Annotated in this window: 20 protein-coding genes and 1 pseudogene; 8 read left to right on the forward strand and 13 right to left on the reverse strand. The window is 58.4% G+C overall.

The window, feature by feature from the left end; genetic code table 11:
- Positions 1 to 32: 32 nt before the first annotated feature.
- Together treB and treR are read right to left on the reverse strand one after the other, a co-directional pair.
- Entirely contained in the window at positions 33 to 1451 is a 1419-nt protein-coding gene (treB, locus tag ACQG0S_RS02540; protein WP_022646875.1) for a PTS trehalose transporter subunit IIBC, read from the reverse strand.
- Positions 1452 to 1578: 127 nt separating this feature from the next.
- Positions 1579 to 2526: a trehalose operon repressor TreR gene (treR, locus tag ACQG0S_RS02545; RefSeq protein ID WP_022646876.1), complete on the reverse strand. Its 948-nt coding sequence runs from the start codon at positions 2524 to 2526 to the stop codon at positions 1579 to 1581.
- Positions 2527 to 2912: 386 nt separating this feature from the next.
- Here treR and mgtA point away from each other — a divergent pair, with 386 nt between their 5' ends.
- Together mgtA and ACQG0S_RS02555 are read left to right on the forward strand one after the other, a co-directional pair.
- The gene (mgtA, locus tag ACQG0S_RS02550; RefSeq protein ID WP_022646877.1) at positions 2913 to 5621 is read left to right on the forward strand and encodes a magnesium-translocating P-type ATPase; all 2709 of its coding nucleotides are present in this window, start codon (positions 2913 to 2915) and stop codon (positions 5619 to 5621) included.
- Between the two features lie 200 nt (positions 5622 to 5821).
- The gene (locus tag ACQG0S_RS02555; protein WP_063138008.1) at positions 5822 to 8206 is read left to right on the forward strand and encodes a beta-N-acetylhexosaminidase; all 2385 of its coding nucleotides are present in this window, start codon (positions 5822 to 5824) and stop codon (positions 8204 to 8206) included.
- 82 nt (positions 8207 to 8288) lie between these two features.
- Here ACQG0S_RS02555 and gbpA read toward each other — a convergent pair whose 3' ends face one another.
- From gbpA to ACQG0S_RS02580, 5 genes are all read right to left on the reverse strand, one after another.
- Positions 8289 to 9740: an N-acetylglucosamine-binding protein GbpA gene (gene gbpA / locus ACQG0S_RS02560; RefSeq protein ID WP_048966074.1), complete on the reverse strand. Its 1452-nt coding sequence runs from the start codon at positions 9738 to 9740 to the stop codon at positions 8289 to 8291.
- 136 nt (positions 9741 to 9876) lie between these two features.
- Entirely contained in the window at positions 9877 to 10263 is a 387-nt protein-coding gene (ridA, locus tag ACQG0S_RS02565; RefSeq protein WP_003863373.1) for a 2-iminobutanoate/2-iminopropanoate deaminase, read from the reverse strand.
- Between the two features lie 73 nt (positions 10264 to 10336).
- Positions 10337 to 10798: an aspartate carbamoyltransferase regulatory subunit gene (pyrI, locus tag ACQG0S_RS02570; protein ID WP_003863370.1), complete on the reverse strand. Its 462-nt coding sequence runs from the start codon at positions 10796 to 10798 to the stop codon at positions 10337 to 10339.
- Positions 10799 to 10810: 12 nt separating this feature from the next.
- On the reverse strand, positions 10811 to 11743 hold the full coding sequence (gene pyrB / locus ACQG0S_RS02575) for an aspartate carbamoyltransferase (RefSeq protein ID WP_003863368.1): 933 nt from the start codon (positions 11741 to 11743) through the stop codon (positions 10811 to 10813).
- A 34-nt stretch (positions 11744 to 11777) separates the two neighbouring features.
- Positions 11778 to 11882, reverse strand: a complete 105-nt coding sequence (locus ACQG0S_RS02580; RefSeq protein ID WP_022646880.1) for a pyrBI operon leader peptide — start codon at positions 11880 to 11882, stop codon at positions 11778 to 11780.
- On the opposite strand from ACQG0S_RS02580, the pseudogene ACQG0S_RS02585 reads away from it, so the two are divergent.
- Positions 11862 to 11979: pseudogene (locus tag ACQG0S_RS02585) on the forward strand (hypothetical protein). The gene ACQG0S_RS02580 and the pseudogene ACQG0S_RS02585 overlap by 21 nt on opposite strands.
- Positions 11980 to 11982: 3 nt before the next feature.
- Here ACQG0S_RS02585 and ACQG0S_RS02590 read toward each other — a convergent pair.
- From ACQG0S_RS02590 to arcA, 5 genes are all read right to left on the reverse strand, one after another.
- Entirely contained in the window at positions 11983 to 12462 is a 480-nt protein-coding gene (locus ACQG0S_RS02590; protein WP_003863366.1) for an arginine repressor, read from the reverse strand.
- Positions 12463 to 12542: 80 nt separating this feature from the next.
- Entirely contained in the window at positions 12543 to 13946 is a 1404-nt protein-coding gene (locus ACQG0S_RS02595; protein WP_022646882.1) for a YfcC family protein, read from the reverse strand.
- A 46-nt stretch (positions 13947 to 13992) separates the two neighbouring features.
- On the reverse strand, positions 13993 to 14997 hold the full coding sequence (gene argF, locus ACQG0S_RS02600) for an ornithine carbamoyltransferase (protein WP_038415176.1): 1005 nt from the start codon (positions 14995 to 14997) through the stop codon (positions 13993 to 13995).
- A gap of 129 nt (positions 14998 to 15126) precedes the next feature.
- Entirely contained in the window at positions 15127 to 16038 is a 912-nt protein-coding gene (arcC, locus tag ACQG0S_RS02605; RefSeq protein WP_022646884.1) for a carbamate kinase, read from the reverse strand.
- A 10-nt stretch (positions 16039 to 16048) separates the two neighbouring features.
- Positions 16049 to 17269 carry an arginine deiminase gene (gene arcA, locus ACQG0S_RS02610; protein ID WP_045620964.1) on the reverse strand — a complete coding sequence of 407 codons (1221 nt, stop codon included), beginning with the start codon at positions 17267 to 17269 and terminating at the stop codon, positions 16049 to 16051.
- Positions 17270 to 17944: 675 nt separating this feature from the next.
- On the opposite strand from arcA, the gene ACQG0S_RS02615 reads away from it, so the two are divergent.
- The 5 genes from ACQG0S_RS02615 (at position 17945) to ACQG0S_RS02635 (ending at position 24808) form a co-directional block, all read left to right on the forward strand.
- A complete protein-coding gene (locus ACQG0S_RS02615; protein WP_048965862.1) occupies positions 17945 to 18397 on the forward strand; it encodes a YhcH/YjgK/YiaL family protein in 453 nt (150 codons plus the stop codon).
- 235 nt (positions 18398 to 18632) lie between these two features.
- A complete protein-coding gene (gene yagE / locus ACQG0S_RS02620) occupies positions 18633 to 19541 on the forward strand; it encodes a 2-keto-3-deoxygluconate aldolase (RefSeq protein WP_048965861.1) in 909 nt (302 codons plus the stop codon).
- A gap of 14 nt (positions 19542 to 19555) precedes the next feature.
- A complete protein-coding gene (yagF, locus tag ACQG0S_RS02625) occupies positions 19556 to 21523 on the forward strand; it encodes a xylonate dehydratase YagF (protein ID WP_217073549.1) in 1968 nt (655 codons plus the stop codon).
- A 226-nt stretch (positions 21524 to 21749) separates the two neighbouring features.
- Positions 21750 to 23186 carry an MFS transporter gene (locus ACQG0S_RS02630; RefSeq protein WP_426749983.1) on the forward strand — a complete coding sequence of 479 codons (1437 nt, stop codon included), beginning with the start codon at positions 21750 to 21752 and terminating at the stop codon, positions 23184 to 23186.
- Positions 23187 to 23197: 11 nt separating this feature from the next.
- On the forward strand, positions 23198 to 24808 hold the full coding sequence (locus tag ACQG0S_RS02635) for a glycoside hydrolase family 43 protein (RefSeq protein WP_048965765.1): 1611 nt from the start codon (positions 23198 to 23200) through the stop codon (positions 24806 to 24808).
- Here the strand turns inward: ACQG0S_RS02635 and xynR are convergent.
- A complete protein-coding gene (gene xynR, locus ACQG0S_RS02640; RefSeq protein WP_048965767.1) occupies positions 24793 to 25554 on the reverse strand; it encodes a DNA-binding transcriptional repressor XynR in 762 nt (253 codons plus the stop codon). The two genes, ACQG0S_RS02635 and xynR, sit on opposite strands and share 16 nt — an antisense overlap.
- Positions 25555 to 25875: the final 321 nt, after the last annotated feature.

A 25875-nucleotide genomic window follows, 5' to 3' on the forward strand; every position in this document is an offset into this window, starting at 1 on the left:
GAAGGGGCGCAACTGCGCCCCGAAAAAGGGAATTAAACAATCTGCAACGTGCCCTGACGGAACTTACGCTGGTAAACCACGGTAGTCAGCGCCATTGGGATGATAATCGCCACCGCCATCGCCAGCGCAAATACCTGCCAGAATGAAGGCTGAATGGAGAGGATACCCGGCAGGCCGCCGACGCCAATCCCGTTTGCCATTACGCCGTTCAGGCCGCACAGCAAGCCCGCCAGACCGGAGCCGATCATCGCGCAGAGCATCGGGAAGCGATATTTCAGGTTGATACCGTACATCGCCGGTTCAGTGACGCCGAGGTAGGCGGAGATAGCAGCCGGAACGGAGATCTCACGCTCGTTGTGCTTACGGCTGACGATGATAATGCCGGTTACAGCGGAGGCCTGCGCAATGTTAGACAGGGCGATAATCGGCCAGACCGGCGTGCCACCGAGGCTCTGGATCATCTGCATATCGATCGCCAGCGTGGTCTGGTGCACGCCGGTGATCACCAGCGGAGCGTACAGGAAGCCGAACAGTGCGGCGCCAATCGGTGCGAAGCTGCCGGTCATCAGGTGACGGACCGCGAAGGCCACGCCGTCGCCAATCATGCGGCCAAACGGACCGATAAAGGCATGCGCCAGGAACACCGCCAGGATCAGCGAGCAGACCGGGACCACCACCAGATAGAGATAGTCCGGCACGATGCGCTTCAGACGCGTCTCAATAAAGCCCAGCGCCAGACCCGCCAGCAATGCCGGGATAACCTGCGCCTGGTAGCCCACTTTGGCGATGGTAAACAGGCCGAAGTTCCACACCTCTGGCGTTTGCTGACCAAGTAAGTAAGCGTTCATTAACTGCGGAGAGACCAGCGTCACGCCGAGTACGATTCCGAGAATGGGCGTTCCGCCCATCTTGCGCACCGCTGACCAGCAGATCCCGACCGGCAGATAGAAGAAGATGGCTTCGCCAATCAGCCACAGGAAGTCATAGATGCTTTGCAGCGCCGGGTACATCTGCGCCAGGGTTTTGCCGTCGCTCATTGGCACATCGCCGATGACGTTACGGAAGCCCAGAATTAAGCCCCCGCTGATCAGCGCCGGCAGCAGTGGGAAGAAGATCTCCGCAAAATGGGAAATCAGCTGCTCATGCCATTTCATATTCTGGCGCGCTGCCTTCTTCGCCTGCTCTTTATCGGCGGAAGAGTGCCCGGTAGTCGCCAGCAGAGCCTGATAGTAATCGCCCACTTCGGTACCAATCACCACCTGGAACTGCCCGGCGTTGGTGAAGCAGCCTTTAACCATTTTCAACTCTTCAATGGCTTTCGGATTGGCTTTGGCCGGATCGTTCAGCACGAAGCGCAGGCGGGTAATGCAATGGCTGACGGTGGCGATGTTCTCGCGTCCGCCGACCAGGACGATCAGCTGATCGATATCGGCTTGTTTGACTTTACTCATCATGAAACCTCATGACAGATGATGAAAGGGGTTATGACCTGTGCGCAAGCCTACTCCTTCAACGTGACGGCGAAAATGGGAACGTTCCCGAAATCGGGCGAAGATCACAATAATCCATTCAAAAAAATTATGAGAGGCGGGCTGGAATAACGATCTGACGGGGCTCGGTACGCCCGGTAATTTGCTCGATCAGCTGCGCGGCAGCCTGCCGGCCAGACTCGGCATAACCCGGGTCAACGCTGATAATCTCCGGGTGTAAGAACTTCATCAGCGGCGTGCTTCCCACGCTCGCTAACTGCAGCTCCCCGATGCGTTGTTCCTGCAAATATTTGCTCGCACCCAATGCAAGGGTATCCGTGGCGCACACCAGGGCGGTGGTTTGTGCAGTCAGCACGCTGGCGACCTGCTCATATCCCTGTTTCATACCCAGTCCAGGCAGCGCGGCCACGGCGGGGAGATTGTTTTTTTTACAAAACGCCAGGTACGCTTCATGGCGACGCTTGCCGGTGGTGATGTCGGCATGCGGCACGCCGAGATAGCTGATATGCCGATGGCCCTGCTCATACAGGCGCTGCATCAGGATCACGATTGCCCCTTCGTCATCGTAACAGACAGAGGCAAACCCGCTGGCGTCGCGCGCCAGCAGCACCAGAGACGGCTGCCAGGGTTTAAGCATGTCCTCTTTAAGGCCGGTAAACCCGAACAGCACTACGCCATCAATGTTGCGGCGCTGAAGCATACCGAGATGCTCCTCCACCATTTGCGCGGAAAACTTACTCTCCATCATGATCGGATCGTAGCCCTGCTCGTAGAACGCGGGCAGCATCGTCTGTACGGCGAGGTTTTCGGAGAGGGAATCCAGACGCGAGACAATAATGGCGACCACTTTATCGCTCTGCCCGCGCATGGCGCGCGCGGAGCGGGAAGGGGAAAAACCGTGCTGATTCATCACCGCCTCGACGCGCTCGCGTGTGCGCTCGCTGACACCGCTTTCGTTGTTAAGCACGCGTGAGACGGTCGATTTCCCCACGCCGCTTAAACGCGCGATGTCTTTAATCGTAAGGCGGTTCTGCATGCTGTATTCCCTGTAACAACGATAAAATAATCAGTTGAGCCTAATGCTATCCTGCGAATTCGCTATGGGCAAAGTCTGGTTTACGTGCGGTTTATTTACGAGGGGGTATCATACCGCCCGAATAGTCACAAAAGGTATGGTTAAATCCTTATACTGCGCGACGACATCCCATTTTTAACTTACCGGAGGCCACATGGATCCCGATCCCACACCTCTCCTGACCAGGAGAAAACCTTCTTTCCGGTAAGCCAGCCTTTTGCTGTCTCACCGGCGTGAGGCAGCAACGTTCATACGTTCCTGCTTGATAAATTAAGTGCCTGACAGGTACGGCTCTGCCACGCCTGCGGGAAAACTGCGTCCGCCTTTGCGGATGCGGGGGAATGACTATGCTGAAAAATATCACCCGGCAGCTGTTCGCGCAGCTGAGCCGCCACCTGCCACATCGCCTGATTGCGCGCGATCCGCTGCCAAATGCCAACACCCTGGCGGGCGCGGAAATCCCCGCTTCCCTGACCGAGCGCTGCCTGAACGTGGCGGCGATGGATGAAAACGAAGTCTGGCGCGCCTTTGGCGGCCACCCGGAAGGGCTGAACGCGCAAGAAGTGTCAAAAATCCGCGAGGAACATGGCGATAACCAGATCCCGGCGCAAAAACCCTCTCCATGGTGGGTCCACCTGTGGCTCTGCTACCGCAATCCGTTCAACCTGCTGCTGACGGTGCTCGGGATTATCTCTTACGCCACTGAAGATCTGTTTGCCGCAGGCGTAATTGCGTTGATGGTGGGGATCTCCACGCTGCTTAACTTTATTCAGGAAGCGCGTTCCACCAAAGCGGCGGATGCGCTGAAAGCGATGGTCAGCAATACTGCCACCGTGTCGCGCGTGATTAACGACCTCGGCGAAAACGCCTGGATTGAACTGCCCATTGACCAGCTGGTGCCGGGCGATCTGGTGAAGCTGGCGGCGGGGGACATGATCCCGGCGGATTTACGCATCATCCAGGCGCGGGATCTGTTCGTCGCGCAGGCGTCACTCACCGGTGAATCCCTGCCCGTAGAGAAGGTGGCGAGGACCCGCGATCCGCAGCAGATGAATCCGCTGGAATGCGACACCCTGTGCTTTATGGGCACCACGGTGGTCAGCGGCACGGCGCAGGCCATTGTCACCGCTACCGGCGGCAACACCTGGTTTGGACAGCTTGCCGGACGCGTCAGCGAGCAGGAGAGCGAGCCGAACGCATTCCAGAAAGGCATTGGCCGCGTCAGCATGCTGCTGATCCGCTTTATGATGGTCATGACGCCGATTGTCCTGCTGATCAACGGCTACACCAAAGGTGACTGGTGGGAAGCGGCGCTGTTCGCCCTCTCCGTGGCTGTCGGCTTAACGCCGGAAATGCTGCCGATGATTGTCACCTCCACGCTGGCGCGCGGGGCGGTCAAACTCTCTAAACAAAAGGTGATCGTCAAACACCTCGACGCCATCCAGAACTTTGGCGCGATGGACATTCTTTGCACCGATAAAACCGGCACCCTGACCCAGGACAAAATCGTGCTGGAGAACCACACCGATATCGCCGGAAAGACCAGCGAACGGGTGCTGTACAGCGCGTGGCTGAACAGTCACTACCAGACAGGGCTGAAAAACCTGCTCGACGTGGCGGTGCTGGAAGGTGTGGATGAAGAGTCTGCCCGCATGCTCTCCGGCCGCTGGCAGAAGGTGGACGAAATTCCGTTCGACTTTGAACGGCGACGCATGTCGGTGGTGGTCAGCGAGCAGCCGGACGTACATCAGCTGATCTGCAAAGGGGCATTGCAGGAGATCCTGAATGTTTCCACGCAGGTGCGTCATAACGGCGAGATCGTGCCGCTGGATGAGACCATGCTGCGCCGCATCAAACGCGTCACCGATAACCTGAACCGTCAGGGGCTGCGCGTGGTGGCGGTAGCAAGCAAGTTCCTGCCCGCGCGGGAAGGGGACTACCAGCGTATCGATGAATCCGATTTGATCCTCGAGGGTTACATCGCATTCCTCGATCCGCCGAAAGAGACCACCGCGCCGGCGCTGAAAGCACTGAAAGCGAGCGGGATCACCGTCAAAATCCTGACCGGCGACAGCGAGCTGGTGGCGGCCAAAGTGTGCCACGAAGTGGGCCTGGACGCGGGCGACGTCGTGGTGGGGAGTGACATTGAGCACCTGTCCGACGATGAGCTGGCCGAGCTTGCCCTGCGCACCACGCTGTTTGCCCGCCTGACGCCGATGCATAAAGAACGCATCGTCACTCTGCTGCGTCGTGAAGGGCACGTGGTGGGCTTTATGGGCGACGGCATCAACGATGCGCCAGCCCTGCGTGCGGCGGATATCGGTATCTCCGTGGACGGCGCGGTGGATATCGCCCGTGAGGCGGCAGATATCATTCTGCTGGAAAAGAGCCTGATGGTGCTGGAGGAGGGCGTCATCGAAGGGCGCCGCACCTTCGCCAATATGCTCAAATACATCAAAATGACCGCCAGCTCCAACTTCGGTAACGTCTTCAGCGTGCTGGTGGCGAGCGCCTTCCTGCCGTTCCTGCCGATGCTGCCGCTGCACCTGCTGATTCAGAACCTGATGTACGATGTCTCTCAGGTCGCCATCCCGTTTGATAACGTGGACGACGAGCAGATCCAGAAGCCGCAGCGCTGGAACCCCGCCGATCTGGGGCGCTTTATGCTGTTCTTTGGGCCGATCAGCTCCATCTTTGATATTCTGACCTTCTGCCTGATGTGGTTTGTGTTCCACGCCAACACCCCGGAACATCAGACGCTGTTCCAGTCCGGCTGGTTCGTGGTGGGGCTGCTGTCCCAGACCCTGATTGTGCATATGATCCGCACCCGCCGCATTCCGTTTATCCAGAGCCGTGCCGCATGGCCGCTGATCGTGATGACGGGCATTGTGATGGCGCTCGGGATCGCGCTGCCGTTCTCGCCGCTTGCAAGTTACCTGCAACTTCAGGCGCTGCCGCTGAGCTACTTCCCGTGGCTGGTGGCGATCCTCGCGGGTTACATGGTGCTGACGCAGATGGTCAAAGGGTTCTATAGCCGTCGGTATGGATGGCAGTAACGGCAAGCCCGGTGGCGCTGCGCTTACCGGGCCTACGATCCGAACGTAGGCCGGGTAAGGCGAAGCCGCCACCCGGCAGCTGGCTTTCCTCCCAAATTCAACAACCTGTGATCTCCGTCGGCGCATTCGCTTGACGACAATTTGAGCGCATGTTAACAGAATGTTTTGCCTTTATTTGGCCCGTCAGATAAGGAACATTCATGTTACGGTACAGCCTCTTAACCGCCGGGCTCATGCTCGGCGCCTCCGCCTTTGCCGCCCCGGCAGGCGACCTTCCCTTAATGCCCTGGCCTGCGAAGGTTGAACGCCCGACCACACAGGGTGCGCTGGTGCTTAACAATCAACTCTCCGTGAGCGTCATCGGCGACGATCTGGGGGATGCGGTCAACCGCCTGCGCCAGCGCATCGCCCTGCAAACCGGCTGGACGCTACAGCCGCAGGCCGAAAAACCTGACAAGCCAACCATCCTTATTTCCATCGCGAAAAAGGTGAAGCCGCAGCCGCTGCCGGACAGCGATGAGAGCTATAAACTCACGGTGGACGCCAACGGCGTAAATATCTCCGCCAACACCCGCTTCGGCGCGCTGCGCGCCATGGAAACCTTGCTCCAGCTGATGCAGAACGGTGCCGAAAACACCTCGATTCCGTGGGTTACCATTGAAGATTCGCCGCGCTTCCCGTGGCGCGGGCTGCTGCTCGATTCAGCGCGCCATTTCATCCCGTTACCCGATATCAAACGCCAGATCGACGGCATGGCCGCGGCTAAGCTCAACGTCCTGCACTGGCATTTGACGGACGATCAGGGTTGGCGCTTTACCTCGAAGCGTTATCCAAAATTAACCCAGCTTGCCAGCGATGGGCTGTTCTACACCCCGGAGCAGATGCGCGAGATTGTGCGTTACGCTGCCGAGCGCGGCATACGCGTGGTGCCGGAAATTGATATGCCGGGCCACGCCTCGGCGATTGCCGTCGCCTACCCGGAGCTGATGAGCGCGCCGGGGCCGTACGCCATGGAGCGCCACTGGGGCGTGCTTAAGCCAGTGCTGGATCCCACCAAAGAGGCGACCTATACCTTTGCCGACGCGATGGTCAGCGAACTGGCGGCGATCTTCCCGGATCCGTATCTGCATATTGGCGGCGATGAGGTTGACGACAGCCAGTGGAAAGCGAACGCTGCGATCCAGAGATTCATGCGCGACAACAAACTGGCGGACAGCCATGCGTTGCAGGCGTATTTCAACCGCAAGCTGGAGACGATCCTTGAGAAGCACCACCGGCAGATGGTTGGCTGGGATGAGATCTACCATCCCGATCTGCCGAAAAGCATTCTGATCCAGTCCTGGCAGGGACAGGACGCGCTGGGGCAGGTGGCGCAGAACGGCTATAAGGGCATTCTTTCTACCGGTTTCTACCTCGATCAGCCGCAATCCACCGCCTACCACTACCGCAATGAAATTGTGCCGCAGGGGTTGAACGGCGTGGATGTGATAGCAGACACCGACAGCGTCCAGAGCTGGGCTTTCTCGATGCCGCGTCTGAAAGGCAAGCCGGTGGAAGGCAGCTTTACGCTGGTGAAAGGCGATGCTGGCTGGCGCGGATTCATTGATTTTGCCGGGAAATCGCGTCGGGCGGTGGATAACATTCAGTGGCGGGACGACAATCAGGTAACGTTTACCGTTGATACCTGGATGGGTGAAACGCGTCCGGTCGTTTCTGTTGAGAACGATAAGCTCAGCGGCTATTTCCTGGTGGGTAACGCCCGCTACCCGATTAGCGGCACGCGTCAGGACGAAGTGCCGAAAGGCGTTCCGCCGGTGGTGCCGGACCCGGCGAACGAGGCCAATCTGCTCGGCGGTGAAGCCGCGCTGTGGGCGGAAAACGTAGTCGCGCCAGTGCTGGATATCCGTCTGTGGCCGCGCGCCTTTGCGGTGGCGGAGCGGCTTTGGTCGGCGAAGGACGTCAACGACATCGACAACATGTATACCCGGCTCCAGGCGATGGACAGCTGGTCCACGGTATCGGTTGGGCTACAGCAGCATACCCAGCAGCAGATACAGTTCACGCGCCTCGCTAATAATGCGGATACCTTGCCGCTGCAAATCCTCGCCCAGGCGCTTGAACCGGCGCAGTATTACACCCGTCAGCATCTTAAGTTCCAGGCCGGAAACTATCATCAATTTGAGCCGCTCAACCGGCTCGCTGACGCGCTAAACGCGGAAAGTGCGACCGTGCGTCAGATGAATAAATGGGCTGACCGTCTGGTGAGCGATGCGGAAGACACGGAGAGCGCCGACGCGCTGCGCCACGTCTTTAACCGCTGGCAGAACAACACCAGCGACGTGCTGGCCTTGAGCGAAAACAGCTATCAGTTGAAGGCCATCAAACCGGTGATTCAGGAGGTGGACAAGCTGGCCTCGATTGGCCTGCGGCTGACGGATCTGGTGGCACGTCAGGGAACGCTGGATGATAAAGAGATCGCGTCGATCCAGAGCGAACTGGATAACGCGGCGAAAATCCAGGACGAGGTGGTGATTGCGGCGGTGTACCCGCTGGAAACGCTGCTCAGAGCGACGCGGAATCAGTAGTAAAGAACCCTCTCCCAAAGGGAGAGGGAATATATACACCCTCTCCCTTTGGGAGAGGGCTGGGGTGAGGGAATCAGAACACTCAGTTCTTCAACACCCACGCCTCTTTCCAGTGCGCGCCAACGCCAGGCTCAAACTGGTTTGCGGTTGGGCTGTACTGCACGCAGTAGCCGCTGTACGGGAAAGGCTTACATTCGTAGGTCTTACCGTCTTTTGGCTGTAGTACCACGGTGCCTGCTTTGTACGAGGCGATATTCTCCGGGAAGGTAAAGTCGTGGTGGCCGGTGCTGTCCGCAGCCGCATCGCTTTCCAGCATCAGGTTCAGCACGTCCTGGGCGAACATCGTGCCGTCTTTATTGGTCGCGTAGTATTTCAGCATATGGTGTCCCGCCGTCACGTCAGTCAGCGTCATGGTCACGTCCTGATTGACGTTGTTCATGTCCTGCTTCAGGTAACCTTTTTCCGCACCGTGGTGGTTCATCACGTGTGCTTCAAAATTAACGTCACCCTGCGTGTTGACGTGGAAGGTGACGGTCGCGTTGCCATGTTCGATTTTGCTGTATTGCAGATCGGAAACGGCGATGGTCTCGCTCACCTGCGCTTTTTGCTCTTCATAGGAGATGGCAACGGATTTCAGCGTGCTGCCGTCTTTCACGAATACGCTGTTGGCGCCGTGAACCGGGCTGATGTCACCGGCTTCATCTTTCACACCGACGCGGACATCGCTCTGAGCGGTGTTGATCTTCTGCGCCAGATCGTAAGACCACTGGTTAGCGTCGCCTTGTTCAGCAGAGCCGATGGTCATTTCGGTACGCATGGCGGTCACTTCACCGTTGGCGTCGAAGAAGCGTGCGATAACCTTATCGCCCACGTTCAGGTTATTACCGGCAATCTGGCCGCTAAGGGTTTTGCTCCATTCGGAAACGATCGCAGGCGTTTCATCCGGGGTAACGTTGCCACCATTCCCGAAATCAACGTCAATGGCCTGATAAAAGCTATTTGAGGTGTCCGCAATTTCCCACACGCCGTAAATAACCTGGTACCCCGTACGCGCAGGAACATTGCAAGTCATAGATTTTGTTACGGCTGGTGCCTGACTATTTCCGTTGATCGTACAGAATGGAGTTAATTCAAATTGATCGCGAGTCAGCGGCTTATTTGGATCCCAGTTTTGTTTGGTGATGTAATAGCGCCAGTTAGTGGTTTTATGCGGTGCAGTATGATGCCAGACGAACTCATGCGGGCCTGCTGTTATCGGGTTTTTGGTCCAGGCATTCAGGCTTTGCTTATCCAGCTGAGAATACTGGGAAATACCTGCACTGGCGAGCTGGCCGTCCGGCGGCATAGCGCCGGTCGGGAAACCCGAAGTTTTTTCCACGCTCTGCGGTTCATACTGTACAGCGCCGCAATCAATATTTTGGCCAAGCTTACACATATAGGCGCGGCTGGCTGGAGATTCAATATAGCCGTGAGCAAATGCCGACGATGCAACGGTCACTGTCGCGAGGGCAAGTGCAATTTTTGAAAGTTTCATTACTCATCCATTATTAGAGAATATTACCGGGTGGAGAAGCTTAATAATGGACGGTGCGATTTGTCATTTTATATGGAGAGTAAAAATAGTCGAAATAAAAAGGACAGCTAAGCTGCCCTTTCTTAATTGAATTGAATTAGCGACGTACGGCAATCGCTTCAATTTCAATTTTCACGTCTTTTGGCAGACGCGCCACTTCCACGCAAGAGCGAGCCGGGAAGGTCGCGTTGTGCTCGGTGAAGAACGCTTCGTAAGTGGCGTTAACGGTCGCGAAATCATTCAGATCTTTCACGAACACGGTGGTTTTGACGATATCGCCCACTTTCAGACCGGCAGATTCCACGATCGCCTGCACGTTTTCCAGCGACTGACGCGCCTGCGCCGCTACGTCGGCGGGCACTTCACCGGTTTTTGGGTTCACCGGGATCTGACCAGAAGTGATGATCATGCTGCCCAGATCAACGCCCTGAACGTATGGGCCGATAGCCGCTGGTGCATTTTCCGTCGCGAGTACTTTGCTCATTTTTTCTCCAGAATTACAGCGTTAAGAATGTTCCCGGCCATTATAACAGCCGGGATTTCATTACCAACCTCAATTAGTTGGCCAGCACCACATAATGAGAAAACTCTTTTTCGCAGTATTTGCATTTGAGTGCGATGTCATTGGCGCGTTTTTTCACTGCGAAACTGGAGGAAACCGGCTCAGCATGACTGATGCAGTTGCTGTTCGGGCAGACCAGCACGCTTTCGATGCGATCCGGCAGGCTTGGGCGGGATTTGCCCACCACGTCGTAATCGTCGATGCGGTTAACCGTGGCGTCCGGCGCGTACAGCGACAGCTGGTTAACCTGCTCGTCGGTCAGGAAGGTGTTCTCGATTTTGATCAGGTCTTTACGGCCCATTTCGCCCGACGGCAGGTTCAGGCCGATGGTGATGCGCTGGTCCGTTTCGGTCAGTTTGAACAGCGTCAGCAGTTTAAAGCCCACCTGCGCAGGGATGTGGTCAATCACGGTGCCACGCTTGATGGCTTCAACCTGGAGTTTGTTATCGTGTGTCATGGTCGTCTCCCCTTACAGAGCTAATTCGCGATTCAGAACCAGTGCCAGTAACGCCTGGCGAGCGAAGATGCCGTTTCCGGCCTGCTGGAAGTACCAGGCGTGCGGCGTTTTGTCCACGTCTGTGGTGATCTCATCGATGCGCGGCAGCGGGTGCAGCACCTTCATATTGTCACGCGCGCCTTCAAGGTCGCTGGCGCGCAGCACGAACTGCGCCTTCACGTTGGCGTACTCGGACGGATCCAGACGCTCTTTCTGCACGCGGGTCATGTAGAGAATATCCACGTTGCCCATCACCTCTTCGATACTGGCGTGCAGGCTCCACGCGATGCCTTTCTCGTCCAGCATGTCGAGAATGTACTGCGGCATCGCCAGCGCGTCCGGCGCGATAAAGAAGAAGCGGTTGCCGTTAAATTTCGCCAGCGCCTGGGTCAGGGAGTGGACGGTGCGGCCATATTTCAGGTCGCCGACCATGGCGATGTTCAGGTTCTCAAGCGTGCCCTGCGTCTCCTGAATGGTGAACAGATCCAGCAGGGTCTGCGTCGGATGCTGGTTGGCGCCGTCACCGGCGTTCAGTACCGGAATGCCGCCGGAAAACTCGGTCGCCAGACGCGCCGCGCCCTCCTGCGGGTGGCGCATCACAATCGCGTCAACGTAGGTACTGATAACCGAAATGGTATCCGCCAGGGTTTCGCCTTTTTTGCCCAGCGACGTGTTGCTGCTGTCCGAGAAGCCCACCACGCTCGCGCCCAGACGGTGCATGGAGGTTTCGAAGGAGAGGCGGGTGCGGGTCGAGGCTTCGAAGAAGCAGCTCGCAATCACCTTGTGCTTCAACAGCTCCGGTTGCGGATTGGCCTTCAGTTTTGCCGCGGTTTCCAGAACCAGTTCCAGCTCTTCGCGGCTGAGGTCGTTTATGGAAATGATGTGTTTTTGATAAAGCGGATTCATGTTTATCTCCTGACGCCGGGCAAAAAAAAGCCCCTCAAATGAGGGGCTCTGGGAATAGGTTTAGCAACGGGAAGAAAAACGGCAGGCCAGCGTCTGATTTCAGACGCGGTAAGACGTTATGTCGTACACGCTTGACCATGCTTCCTCCCGGCAAATTGTCGGGCATTATACGCAGCTCGCTTTTGGGATCAAGCGATTTAATGCACGCTTTACTCAATGCAAACGGTTCTTTGTGAATATTAATGCGTTCTGAGTAAATAATTAATTTGCTTATGCACCAGCGCAGTGCGCTTCACTACGCGGGGCGCGACCCAGACAATACTGCTCCCGGCCACTACACCTAAAATTTCCGGTAACTGGTGATAATCCAGAATACGCGCCACCGCGCGGCCATATCCGGCGACGGTATGGATAAGGATAAATTCGCTGTTGTGCTCCACGCTCACCACCATTTCAGAGACCGTACGCGCCGCGTCGGGGGCCGGGCGCAGCTGGGGATTCAGCGAATAAATCTTTAGCCCTTTGGCATTGCGAATTTTTATGACACCAAGCAACTTGAGCAGACGTGAAACGGTGGACTGGCTGATGGTCTCAAAACCACGCTCCTGTAAGTCGCGGCGGATCTCTTCCTGGGAGAGATAGCTCTTTTCCGCGATCAGACGCTGGCAGACCGTTAGCTGTAGTTGCTCTTTGGGAGAGTACTCTTCGTAATCCATCATAGTTCCCATATCAGTTCCCGAAATAACCGGTGGCACCGCACCGATCCGTAGGCCGGATAAGCGCAGCGCCATCCGGCAAATCACAACAAAGCGCCCAGGCTTAACGCCACCATAATCACCACCGTTAAAATCCCCAGCAGCGGCGCGACCCATTTCAGATAACGCACGTAGGGCACGCGGGCGATAGCCAGCCCGCCCATCACGACGGCAGAGGTGGGAGTGATCAGGTTGACGATGCCGGACGCCGACTGGTAAGCCGTAACCACCAGGTCGCGGTTGACGTTAGCGAAATCGGCAAGGGGCGCCATGATCGGCATCGTCAGAACGGCCAGGCCGGACGAAGAAGGCACAAGAAACGACAGCACCACTTCCAGCCAGTACATCACGTTGATGAACGCCACCGTCGACAATCCGGTGACCATTCCCTCGGCGCTGTGCAAAATGGTGTGGGTAATCATGCCCTTATCCATGATCACTACGATACCGCGCGCGATGCCGATTATCAGCGCGACGCCCAGCAAATCTCGCGCGCCGTTGATAAAGGTTGAGGTCAGTTCCTCTTCGCTCATGCGGGCGATCAGCCCGACAATAATGGCACTGGCGAGGAACACCGCCGAAATCTCCGCCATCCACCAGCCCAGCACCGCCACGCCGTAGATCATCACCGCGAAGGCGAGGGCGAAGATCACCAGGATGAGTTTGCGCACCGGGGTAAATTCCAGCGACTGCTCGCCCTTGTTACCGAGAAAGTGGGCAAGATTTTCTTCCTGCTTATCCGCCACGATCGACAGCGACGGATCCTTGCGCACCTTGCGGGCGTAGCGCATTACCCACGCCACGCAGATGATCCAGCCGATCACCAGCAGCGCGATGCGTAGCATGATGCCGTTGGTGAAGGGGATCCCGGCGGCGTTGGCGGCGATCACCGTGGCGAACGGGTTGATGGTGGATCCGAGCGTGCCGATCCCCGCGCCGAGCAGCACGGTAGAGGCCGCAACCACCGGATCGAACCGCGCTGCCAGCATCACCGGCACCAGTAAGGTATAGAAGGGTAGCGACTCTTCGGCCATGCCGTAAATCGTGCCGCCGGCGGCAAACAGCGCCATCAGGATCGGGATCATCCACTCTTCGCGGCCGCGCAGTCGGGTGGTGACGCGCTCGATCCCGGCGTCTATCGCCCCGGTTTTAGTGACGATCCCGAGGAACCCCCCGATGATCAGAATAAACAGCGCCACGTCGATCGCCCCGGCCTGGCCGGACTCCGGATCGTACAGCCCGGCAATCGGCGCCATCAGCACGGAGACGAGCCCCTGCGGGTGCGCTGCCACGTGCGCGTAAGTGCCAGCAACCGGCACTTCTTTGCCGAGCGCCTCGTTCATCGCCATATGGTACTGCCCGGCCGGAACAATCCACGTCAGCACGGCAACCACGGCAATCAGAAAAAAGAGAATGGTATAAGCGGAGGGAAATTTGAACTTGCCCATGATGTTCTCCTGAACCCGGCGCACCCCGCGGCGCGCCGGGCGGTGATTAGTCGCCGAGTGTCGCCACCATGACCGCTTTAATGGTGTGCATGCGGTTCTCTGCTTCGTCGAAGACGATGGAGTTCGGGGATTCAAAGACCTCTTCCGTCACCTCCAGCCCCTTCAGGCCGTACGCCATCTCGATTTCGCGGCCCACTTTGGTATGTTCGTTGTGGAACGCCGGCAGGCAGTGCATGAACTTGACGTTCGGATTACCGGTGGCTTTCATCACGTCCGCATTAATCTGATACGGCTTCATCAGGCTAACGCGCTCGGCCCACGCCTCCTTCGGCTCGCCCATGGAAACCCACACGTCGGTGTAGAGGAAATCGGTGCCCTGCACGCCTTCTCCCACATCGTCGGTGAGGGTGATGCGCGCGCCGGTCTCTTTGGCGATGGCGCGGCACTGCTCAACCAGCCCGGCCTCCGGCCAGAAGGATTTCGGCGCCACAAGGCGGATATCCATCCCCATTTTGGCCGCGCCGACCATCAGCGAATTACCCATGTTGTTGCGCGCGTCGCCGAGATAAGCAAAGCTCAGCTCCGGCAGGGTTTTGCCCGGAGAGTGCTCCAGCATAGTCATCAGGTCGGCAAGGATTTGCGTCGGGTGGAACTCGTCGGTCAGGCCGTTCCACACCGGCACTCCCGCGTATTCGCCCAGCTCCTCAACGATGGCCTGGCCGTAGCCGCGGTACTCGATGCCGTCATACATGCGGCCCAGCACGCGCGCGGTGTCCTTCATCGACTCTTTGTGGCCAATCTGCGAGCCGCTTGGGCCGAGGTAGGTGACCTGCGCGCCCTGGTCGAACGCGCCCACTTCAAAGGCGCAGCGGGTGCGGGTGGAGGTTTTTTCAAAGATCAGGGCGATGTTTTTCCCGACCAGGGTTTGCTTTTCGCGCCCGGCTTTTTTGGCCGCCTTCAGCTCGATGGCGAGGTCGATCAGGTACTGGATCTCCGCCGGGGTGTAGTCCAGCAGTTTCAGGAAGTTGCGGTTTTTCAGGTTGATGGTCATGAGTAAATCCTTTTTAAAATTAATGTCTAAGACCTTACCCCTCACCCCAGCCCTCTCCCCAAAGGGGAGAGGGTGTAATCGTCCCCTCTCCCCTTTGGGGAGAGGGTTAGGGTGAGGGGAAATGGGTGCTCAGTTACGAATCAACGTGCCTTTCTCGCCCGCCAGGATCTCCGCGCCGTCGGCCAGCGCGCCGATCCCGGCAATGCCGTTGCAGGCTTCAACAAACTCGCGGCAGGCGGCCACTTTTGGCCCCATCGATCCGGCGTCGAACTGCATGCCTCTGAGCAGTTCCGGCGTGACCTGCGCCAGCGGGCGCTGGGTCGGTTTGCCCCAGTCGAGGTACACCGCGTCGGCATCGGTGAGGATCAGCAGGGCATCGGCCTCGATCTGCCGCGCCAGCAGAGCGGCGGAGAGGTCTTTGTCGATCACCGCCTCAATGCCGCGATAACCGTTGGCGTTTTCCACCACTGGCACGCCGCCGCCGCCGTTGCAGATGACCAGGTGGTCGCGCTGAATAAGCGCCGTAATGGCGTCGCTCTCCACGATGCGCTTCGGCTGCGGAGAGGGCACCACGCGGCGGAAATAGGCCCCGTCGACTTTGAACACCCAGCCTTTTTCCGCGGCCAGCGCTTTCGCCTGGGCTTCGCTGTAGACCGGGCCGATGTACTTGGTCGGGTTGCTGAACGCCGGGTCGGCGGCGTCCACTTCCACCTGCGTGAGCAGGACGCTGACCTCGCGCTGGGGCAGATTGTTTTTCAGCGCCTGCTGGAGCATGTAGCCGATCATTCCCTGGCTTTCTGCACCAAGAACGTCCAGCGGGTAGGGAGTGACTTTGTCGTAGGCGCTGTTTTGCAGCGCCAGCAGCCCGACCTGCGGGCCGTTGCCGTGCACCAGCACCACGCGCCATTGCTCCGTTAAGCCTGCGATGGTGCGGGCGGCCTGCTCGATGTTCTGGCGCTGGATGTCCGCTTCAAGCGGTTCGCCGCGCTTGAGCAGCGCGTTGCCGCCAAGGGCCACAACCAGAGTGGGTTTTCGTTCCATGATGGCTCCTTTAAATTCCGTCGCGTTCCAGTGGGCAACTCATGCAGCGCGCGCCGCCGCGACCGCGTCCCAGCTCGTCGCCCGGGATCGGCAGCACGGTGATGCCCGCTTTGTCGTACTTCTCGTTGGTCCAGACGTTGCGCTCGTAGCCGATCACCACGCCCGGGCGGATGGTCAGGACGTTGTTAGCGTCGTTCCACTGCTCGCGTTCGGCTTCAAAGGCATCGCCGCCGGTGGTGATCAGGCGCACCTGGTTAATGCCGAGGGCTTTCTCGATGGCATGCAGCAGGTCGGTTTCCTGGGTACGCAGCAGGCCGCCGCGTCCGTCCGGGGTGAGCGTCCAGCACTGGGCGTCCTTGCGCACCACTTCCGGGTAAACGGAGAAAGTGTCCACGTCGATGTGGGTCATCACGGTGTCGAGGTGCATGCAGGAGCGATGTTTTGGCAGCTCAACGGCGATCACGCGTTCGGCCTGGCGATGTTTAAACAGGCTATTGGCGAGGAACTCCACGCCCTGCGGCGTCGTGCGCTCTGACATGCCGATCAATACCGCCCCGCGGCCAATCACTAATACGTCGCCGCCTTCCAGGGTGGCGTGGTCGTAATTAATATTCTCGTCGCCGAAATACTTAATAAACTCGCCATCGGCAAATGCGGGGTGCCAGCGATATATTGCGCGCAGATTATTGGTTTCGCGCTGACGGGCCGGTTTCGCCATCGGATTAATGGACACGCCGTTATAAATCCAGCAGGAGGTATCGCGGGTAAATAAGTGGTTCGGCAGCGGTTTCATAATAAAATCATTCGCCGTGTGGGTATCGACCACCATATTTTTAATAGCCGCCGGAATTTCGCCGTAGGTTAATCCGCCGCTTAATCGGCGCGCCAGTTCGCGGTGCGGCATATCCGCCAGCCAGCCGCGGACGTCGCCGGCAAAGGCTGGGCCGAGGCGGTAGTCGGAGATTTGTGTTTCAAGAAGCCAGGCTTTTGCTTCGGCAATATCAAGCGTTTGCGTAAGAAGGTCGGTCAATAGCAGGACTTCCACACCCTGCTCGCGCAGCGTGTTTGCGAAGATATCATGCTCCTCTCCCGCCCGCTCAACCGAGAGCACGTCATCAAATAACAACTCCTGACAATTCGATGGCGTTAAACGTTTAAGACTTAAATTAGGACGGTGCAGCATAACGCTACGCAATTGACCAATTTCAGAACCGACGTAATGCTTTTCCATAATTATTCCTTTAACTTTTTTTCAGAATAAAAAGGGCATGCGCCATGTGATGCGTTTAATTTCATGGCGGCTAAGCTCAATTGATTTCGTGATTCATAGTAGGCGCTTAAATAATGGTTATTGTGACGCTGCTCACGCGAAAACCGATATTGAGCAGTTTATTTTCAATTGCATGATTCGTATCAGATAATGATTAATTTCATATTATTACGGGATGAATAGCTAAGCAGGAACGGGTGGCAATATTTGAGGTTGTTATTGTTTTGTAGAATTACATGCTTTGAAATATTTAGTTATGCTGTTGATTTCAATGAATAAAATTTTGCCTCGAGAATAGCTATGCAATAATGACAGTTAACTATTTTTCACTTAAGAGAAATCGATAAATAATTATGGATTTTTAAAGGAAATAACCGAAGTGATAAAGTGTGATGCAACAACAGGTTTTGTGAGTTACGTTTTAAATTCAGCGAGTTAGATAAGTTGCGTAAAGCTTAGGAAATGAGGTTATGCATAACGACTGCATAAATGCCTTTATGTAATTAACAGTGAATTAACACATTTTCCGATAAACATGCGCTGGCGCAAATCTTGTCTAAAAAGGGCTGGTATGGGAGAGGCGATTCTCGTATAAAAGATTAAAATGAAACAATGTTTTAATTTGAGGGTTGTATCATGATTATTGGCAATATTCATCATCTCCAGTCCTGGCTACCAGAAGAGCTGCGCCAGGCCATTGAGCACGTTAAGACCCACGTCACCGACGCGACGCCGACCGGCAAGCACGACATCAGCGGCAACAGCCTGTTTTATCTGGTATCGGAGGACATGACCCAGCCGTTCGCCGAGCGTCGCGCTGAATACCATGCACGCTACCTGGATATTCAGATTGTGCTGAAGGGGCAGGAAGGGATGACCTTCAGCACCCTGCCGCACGGCACGCCGGACACCGACTGGCTGGCGGACAAAGACATCGCGTTCCTGCCGGAAGGCGAGCAGGAGAAAACCGTGGTGCTGAGCGAAGGAGATTTCGTGGTGTTTTACCCGGGCGAAGTGCATAAGCCGCTGTGCGCGGTGGGGGCGCCGGCGCAGGTGCGTAAGGTTGTGGTGAAGATGCAGGTAGAGTAACCCCTCACCCCGGCCCTCTCCCAAGGGGAGAGGGTGTAAAAGTTCCCTCTCCCCGTGGGAGAGGGGTAGGGTGAGGGCACCAGACCGCACCCTCTAATATGTGATCCAGCTTAAACTTCCCGCACTCCCTCCTCATCTCCCATTTACCTGTGCTTTTTCTCCGTCATAGTATGATCGTTAAATTAATGAACACTGTTCTATAATGTAGAACAAAATGATTCAGCAAGGAGATCATATGCCGCAGTCCGCGTTGTTCACGGGTATCATTCCCCCTGTCTCCACCATCTTTACCGCCGATGCCCAGCTTGATAAGCCGGGCACCGTCGCGCTGATCGACGATCTGATCGCGGCAGGCGTCGACGGCCTGTTCTTCCTGGGCAGCGGCGGTGAGTTCTCCCAGCTCAGCGCCGAAGAGCGTAAATCCATTGCCCGGTTTGCGATCGATCATGTCGATCGTCGTGTGCCGGTCCTGATCGGCACCGGCGGCACCAACGCCCGGGAAACCATTGAACTGAGCCAGCACGCCCAGCAGGCGGGCGCGGACGGCATCGTGGTGATCAACCCCTACTACTGGAAAGTGTCGGAAGCGAACCTGATCCGCTACTTCGAGCAGGTGGCGGACAGCGTCACGCTGCCGGTGATGCTCTATAACTTCCCGGCGCTGACCGGGCAGGATCTGACCCCGGCGCTGGTGAAAACCCTCGCCGACTCGCGCAGTAACATCGTCGGCATCAAAGACACCATCGACTCCGTCGCCCACCTGCGCAGCATGATCCACACCGTTAAAGCGGCCCATCCCCACTTCACCGTGCTCTGCGGCTACGACGATCATCTGTTTAATACCCTGCTGCTCGGCGGTGACGGGGCGATCTCGGCCAGCGGTAACTTTGCTCCGCAGGTGTCGGTAAATCTTCTGAAAGCCTGGCGGGATAAAGACGTGGCGAAAGCGGCTGAGTATCATCAGACCCTGCTGCAAATCCCGCAGATGTATCAGCTGGATACGCCGTTTGTGAACGTGATTAAAGAGGCGATCGTGCTCTGCGGTCGTCCAATTTCTACGCACGTCCTGCCACCAGCCTCGCCGCTGGACGAGCCGCGTAAGGCGCAGCTGAAAGCCCTGCTACAACAGCTCAAGCTCTGCTGAGCCGGACGATAACGATGACCATTGAGAAAATTTTCACCCCACAGGACGACGCGTTTTATGCGGTGATCACCCACGCGGCGGGGCCGCAGGGCGCGCTGCCGCTGACTCCGCAGATGCTGATGGAATCCCCCAGCGGCAACCTGTTCGGCATGACGCAGAACGCCGGGATGGGCTGGGACGCCAACAAGCTGACCGGCAAAGAGGTGCTGATTATCGGTACTCAGGGCGGCATCCGCGCCGGAGACGGACGCCCGGTTGCGCTGGGCTACCACACCGGCCACTGGGAAATCGGCATGCAGATGCAGGCGGCAGCGAAGGAGATCACACGCAACGGGGGGATCCCGTTCGCGGCCTTCGTCAGCGATCCGTGTGACGGGCGCTCGCAGGGCACGCACGGCATGTTCGACTCCCTGCCGTATCGTAACGACGCGGCGATCGTGTTTCGTCGTCTTATCCGCTCTCTTCCGACGCGGCGGGCGGTGATCGGCGTGGCAACCTGCGATAAAGGGCTGCCCGCCACCATGATTGCGCTGGCCGCGATGCACGACCTGCCGACCATTCTGGTGCCAGGCGGAGCGACGCTGCCGCCGACCGTGGGGGAAGATGCGGGCAAGGTGCAGACCATCGGCGCGCGCTTCGCCAACCATGAACTCTCCCTGCAGGAGGCCGCCGAGCTGGGCTGTCGCGCCTGCGCGTCGCCGGGCGGCGGGTGTCAGTTCCTCGGTACGGCGGGCACCTCGCAGGTGGTCGCCGAAGCGCTGGGTCTGGCGCTGCCGCACTCCGCGCTGGCCCCGTCCGGACAGGCGGTGTGGCTGGAGATCGCCCGCCAGTCGGCGCGGGCGGTGAGCGAGCTGGATAACCGCGGCATTACCACGCGCGATATCCTCACCGATAAAGCCATCGAAAACGCGATGGTGATCCACGCGGCGTTCGGCGGCTCCACCAATTTACTGCTGCACATTCCGGCCATTGCATACGCGGCGGGCTGCACGATCCCGGACGTTGAACACTGGACGCGCGTCAACCGCAGGGTGCCGCGCCTGGTGAGCGTGCTGCCCAACGGCCCGGACTATCACCCGACCGTGCGTGCGTTCCTCGCGGGCGGCGTGCCGGAAGTCATGCTCCACCTGCGCGATCTCGGCCTGCTGCACCTGGATGCCATGACCGTCACCGGCCAGACGGTGGGCGAGAACCTCGACTGGTGGCAGAGCTCGGAGCGCCGGGCGCGCTTCCGCCAGTGCCTGCGCGAGCAGGACGGCGTGGAGCCGGATGACGTGATCCTGCCGCCGGAAAAAGCAAAAGCGAAAGGGCTGACCTCGACGGTCTGCTTCCCGACGGGCAACATTGCGCCGGAAGGATCGGTGATCAAGGCCACGGCGATCGACCCGTCGGTCGTCGGTGAAGATGGCGTTTACCGCCACACCGGCCGGGTGCGGGTGTTTGTCTCGGAGGCGCAGGCGATCAGGGCCATCAAGCGGGAAGAGATTGAGCAGGGCGATATCATGGTGGTGATCGGCGGTGGACCGTCCGGCACCGGCATGGAGGAGACCTACCAGCTCACCTCCGCGCTCAAACACATCTCGTGGGGCAAAACGGTGTCGTTAATCACCGATGCGCGCTTCTCGGGCGTGTCGACGGGCGCCTGTTTCGGCCACGTGTCGCCGGAGGCGCTGGCGGGCGGGCCGATAGGCAAGCTGCGCGATAACGACATCATTGAGATTGCGGTGGACCGCCTGACATTAACAGGCAGCGTAAACTTTATCGGTACTGCGGACAACCCGCTGACGCCGGAAGAGGGCGCGCGCGAGCTGGCACGGCGGCAGACGCATCCGGACCTGCACGCTCACGACTTTTTGCCGGACGATACCCGGCTGTGGGCGGCATTACAGTCCGTGAGCGGCGGCACCTGGAAAGGCTGTATTTATGACACCGATAAAATCATTGAGGTAATTAACGCCGGTAAAAAAGCGCTCGGTATTTAATTATTTTGTGAGAGAAAATCGTCTGCGGAAAATAGTCCGCGGGCGGTTTTTACGTGTCTGCAATTTATTAATTTAAACAATAAGTTGCGATATATCGTTGACGTCACAAAAGCGAAATAACGTAATTCAGAAATAAGATATGACCATTGCTGGTTAATTGAACAGCTCATTACACTCCATTAACACGATGTTGTAATTCAGCACACTACATAAGGGTGTAATTCTGATGACGCAATTAACCATGAAAGACAAAATTGGCTACGGGCTGGGTGACACCGCCTGCGGCTTCGTCTGGCAGGCCACGATGTTCCTGCTGGCCTATTTCTACACCGCCTGCGGCTTCGTCTGGCAGGCCACGATGTTCCTGCTGGCCTATTTCTACACCGACGTCTTCGGCCTCTCCGCGGGCATAATGGGGACGCTGTTTTTAGTCTCCCGCGTGCTCGACGCCGTGACCGACCCGCTGATGGGGCTGCTGGTAGACCGCACCCGCACGCGGCATGGCCAGTTTCGCCCGTTCCTGCTGTGGGGCGCCATCCCGTTCGGCATCGTCTGCATGCTGACCTTCTACACGCCGGACTTCTCCGCGCAGGGCAAAATCATCTACGCCTGCGTGACCTATATTCTGCTGACTCTGGTCTACACCTTCGTTAACGTCCCGTACTGCGCCATGCCGGGCGTCATTACTGCCGACCCGAAAGAGCGTCACGCCCTGCAGTCCTGGCGCTTCTTCCTGGCGGCGGCGGGGTCGCTCGCCATCAGCGGCATCGCGCTGCCGCTGGTCAGCATCATTGGCAAAGGCAACGAGCAGGTGGGTTATTTCGGCGCCATGTGCGTGCTGGGGCTGAGCGGCGTGGTGCTGCTCTACGTCTGCTTCTTTACCACCAAAGAGCGCTACACCTTTGAAGTGCAGCCTGGCTCGTCGGTGGCGAAAGATCTTAAGCTGCTGCTGGGCAACAGCCAGTGGCGGATCATGTGCGCGTTCAAGATGATGGCGACTTGTTCCAACGTGGTGCGCGGCGGGGCGACGCTCTACTTCGTGAAATACGTGATGGATCACCCGGAGATGGCGACGCAATTTTTACTCTACGGCAGCCTCGCCACCATGTTCGGCTCGCTCTGCTCCTCCCGCCTGCTGGGCCGCTTCGACCGCGTTACCGCCTTCAAGTGGATCATCGTCGCTTACTCGCTGATTAGCCTGCTGATTTTCGTCACCCCGGCGGAGCACATCGCGCTGATTTTTGCCCTCAACATTCTGTTCCTGTTCGTCTTTAACACCACCACGCCGCTGCAGTGGCTGATGGCCTCTGACGTGGTGGATTACGAGGAGAGCCGCAGCGGTCGCCGCCTCGACGGGCTGGTGTTCTCCACCTACCTGTTCAGCCTGAAGATTGGCCTGGCGATTGGCGGGGCGGTGGTGGGCTGGATCCTGGCGTACGTGAACTACTCCGCCAGCAGCAGCGTGCAGCCGGTCGAGGTGCTGACCACCATCAAAATTCTGTTCTGCGTGGTGCCGGTGGTGCTCTACGCGGGCATGTTCATCATGCTGTCGTTCTACAAGCTCACCGACGCCCGCGTGGAGGCCATCAGCCAGCAGCTGATCAAGCACCGCGCGTCGCAGGGCGAGGCCGTTCCCGACGCTGCGACAGCCGCATCCCATTAACCGGAGGCAACATGGAAATTACTAACCCGATACTCACCGGCTTCAACCCGGACCCGTCCCTGTGCCGTCAGGGCGAGGACTACTACATCGCCACCTCGACCTTCGAGTGGTTCCCGGGCGTGCGCATCTACCACTCCCGCGATCTGAAAAACTGGTCGCTGGTCAGCACCCCGCTGGACCGCGTGTCGATGCTGGACATGAAGGGCAACCCGGACTCCGGCGGCATCTGGGCACCGTGCCTGAGCTACGCCGACGGGAGGTTCTGGCTGCTCTACACCGACGTGAAGATTGTCGACTCGCCGTGGAAAAACGGCCGCAATTTTCTCGTCACCGCGCCGTCCATCGAGGGGCCGTGGAGCGAGCCGATCCCGATGGGCAACGGCGGGTTCGATCCCTCCCTGTTCCACGACGACGATGGCCGCAAATACTACCTCTACCGCCCGTGGGGGCCGTGCCACCACAGCAACCCGCACAACACCATCGTGATGCAGGAGTTTGATTCGCAGACTGGCACGCTCTCGCCCGAGCGCAAAACGCTGTTTACCGGCACGCCGCTCTGCTACACCGAAGGGGCGCATCTTTATCGCCACGCGGGATGGTACTACCTGATGGTGGCCGAGGGCGGCACCAGCTACGAGCACGCCGTCGTGGTGCTGCGTTCAAAAAATATCGACGGGCCGTACGAGCTGCACCCGGACGTGACGATGATGACCAGCTGGCACCTGCCGGAGAACCCGCTGCAAAAGAGCGGCCACGGCTCGCTGCTGCAGACCCACACTGGGGAGTGGTACATGGCCTACCTTACCAGCCGCCCGCTGCGCCTGCCCGGCGTGCCGCTGCTGGCCTCCGGCGGGCGCGGATACTGCCCGCTGGGGCGCGAGACCGGCATCGCCCGCATTGAATGGCGCGACGGCTGGCCTTACGTGGAAGGCGGCAGGCACGCGCAACTGACCGTGAAAGGCCCGCAGATGGCGGAGCAGCCTGCAGCCGTTCCGGGCATCTGGCGGGACGATTTCGACGCCAGTTCGCTCGACCCGGAACTGCAGACCCTGCGCATTCCGTTCGACGATACCCTCGGCTCGCTTACCGCCCGCCCGGGTTACTTACGGCTCTACGGCAACGACTCGCTCAACTCGACATTCACCCAGTCGACCGTGGCGCGCCGCTGGCAGCATTTCACCTTCCGGGCCGAGACGCGGATGCAGTTCTCGCCGGTCCACTTCCAGCAGAGCGCGGGGCTGACCTGCTACTACAACAGCAAAAACTGGAGCTACTGCTTTGTGGACTACGATGAGGGGCAGGGGAGAACCATCAAGGTGATCCAACTCGACCACAACGTGCCGTCATGGCCGCTGCACGAGCAGCCGATTCCGGTGCCGGAACAGGCCGAGAGCGTCTGGCTAAGGGTGGACGTGGATAAACTGGTCTACCGCTACAGCTACTCGTTCGACGGCGAAACATGGCATACCGTGCCGACCACGTATGAGGCGTGGAAATTGTCGGACGACTACATCGGCGGGCGCGGCTTCTTTACCGGTGCGTTTGTGGGACTGCACTGCGAGGACATCAGCGGCGACGGCTGCCACGCGGACTTCGACTACTTCACCTACGAGCCGGCATAGCCCAGTGCGCGTGAGAGCGCGAGCCCGGCCTGCTGAAGCTGCTCGCGGAAATTAGCCAGCTCGGCGTCGTCCACGCGCGAGGTCAAGGTCGACAGGCTCAGGGCGGCAATCACGCGGGATTCGTGGTTCCACACCGGCACCGCCACGCAGCGCACGCCCTGCTCGTTCTCTTCGCTGTCCAGGGCATAGCCCTGCTCGCGGGTCTGCGCCAGAGCGGCCATTAATGCTTCGCGAGAGGCGAGGGTGGAAGGGGTAAAGGTGGTGTACTGATAGCCCTCCAGCAGGGTGTTCAGCTCGGCCTCGCCCAGCCAGGCAATCAACACCTTGCCGATGGCGGTGGCGTGAACCGGCAGGCGGCGGCCGATGCGCGAATAGGCTATGGCGGCCAGCTTGCCTTCAATCTTCTCGATATAGACCCCTTCACGACCGTCCAGGATCCCCAGATGGGTGGTCTGCCCGGTCCGCTGGGACAGCTCCGTCAGCCAGCCTTTCGCCTTCTGGCGAATATCGATGGAGCCCACGACGAAATGACCGCGCTCAACCAGCTTCATGCCGAGGCGATATTTGCCGTTCTCCGGGTTCTGATCGATATAGCCGTGAAGCTGGAGGGTTTTCAGCAGCGAGTGGAGGGTACTCTTGCTCAGCCCCATCAGTTTGCTGATGTCGGTGATCTTAAGCTCGGTGGCCTGCTCGTTGAACAGGTCGAGGATCTGCAACGCACGTTCAACAGACTGAATAATCGGCATAATGCTGGCATGTCCACGCTGGAATGAAGGCGAAAACGTACCTTTTTCGGGGTGAAAAATCAATGAAATGGCGCCGGTTTGCTCCCTCTCCCCGTGGGAGAGGGCAGGGGTGAGGGCATAAGGCCGCATCGTTGCCTGATTCGCCCGGCGGCGCTACGCTTGCACGGGCCTACGGGTTGTGTTTTCTCCCTCTCCCTGTGGGAGAGGGACGGGGTGAGGGCATCAGGCCGCATCGTCGCCTGATTCGCCCGGCGGCGCTGCGCTTGCACGGGCCTACGGGCTGGGTGTTCTCCCTCTCCCTGTGGGAGAGGGACGGGGTGA

Source organism: Enterobacter cloacae complex sp. 418I7, assembly GCF_050030705.1.
Classification (GTDB): domain Bacteria; phylum Pseudomonadota; class Gammaproteobacteria; order Enterobacterales; family Enterobacteriaceae; genus Enterobacter; species Enterobacter intestinihominis.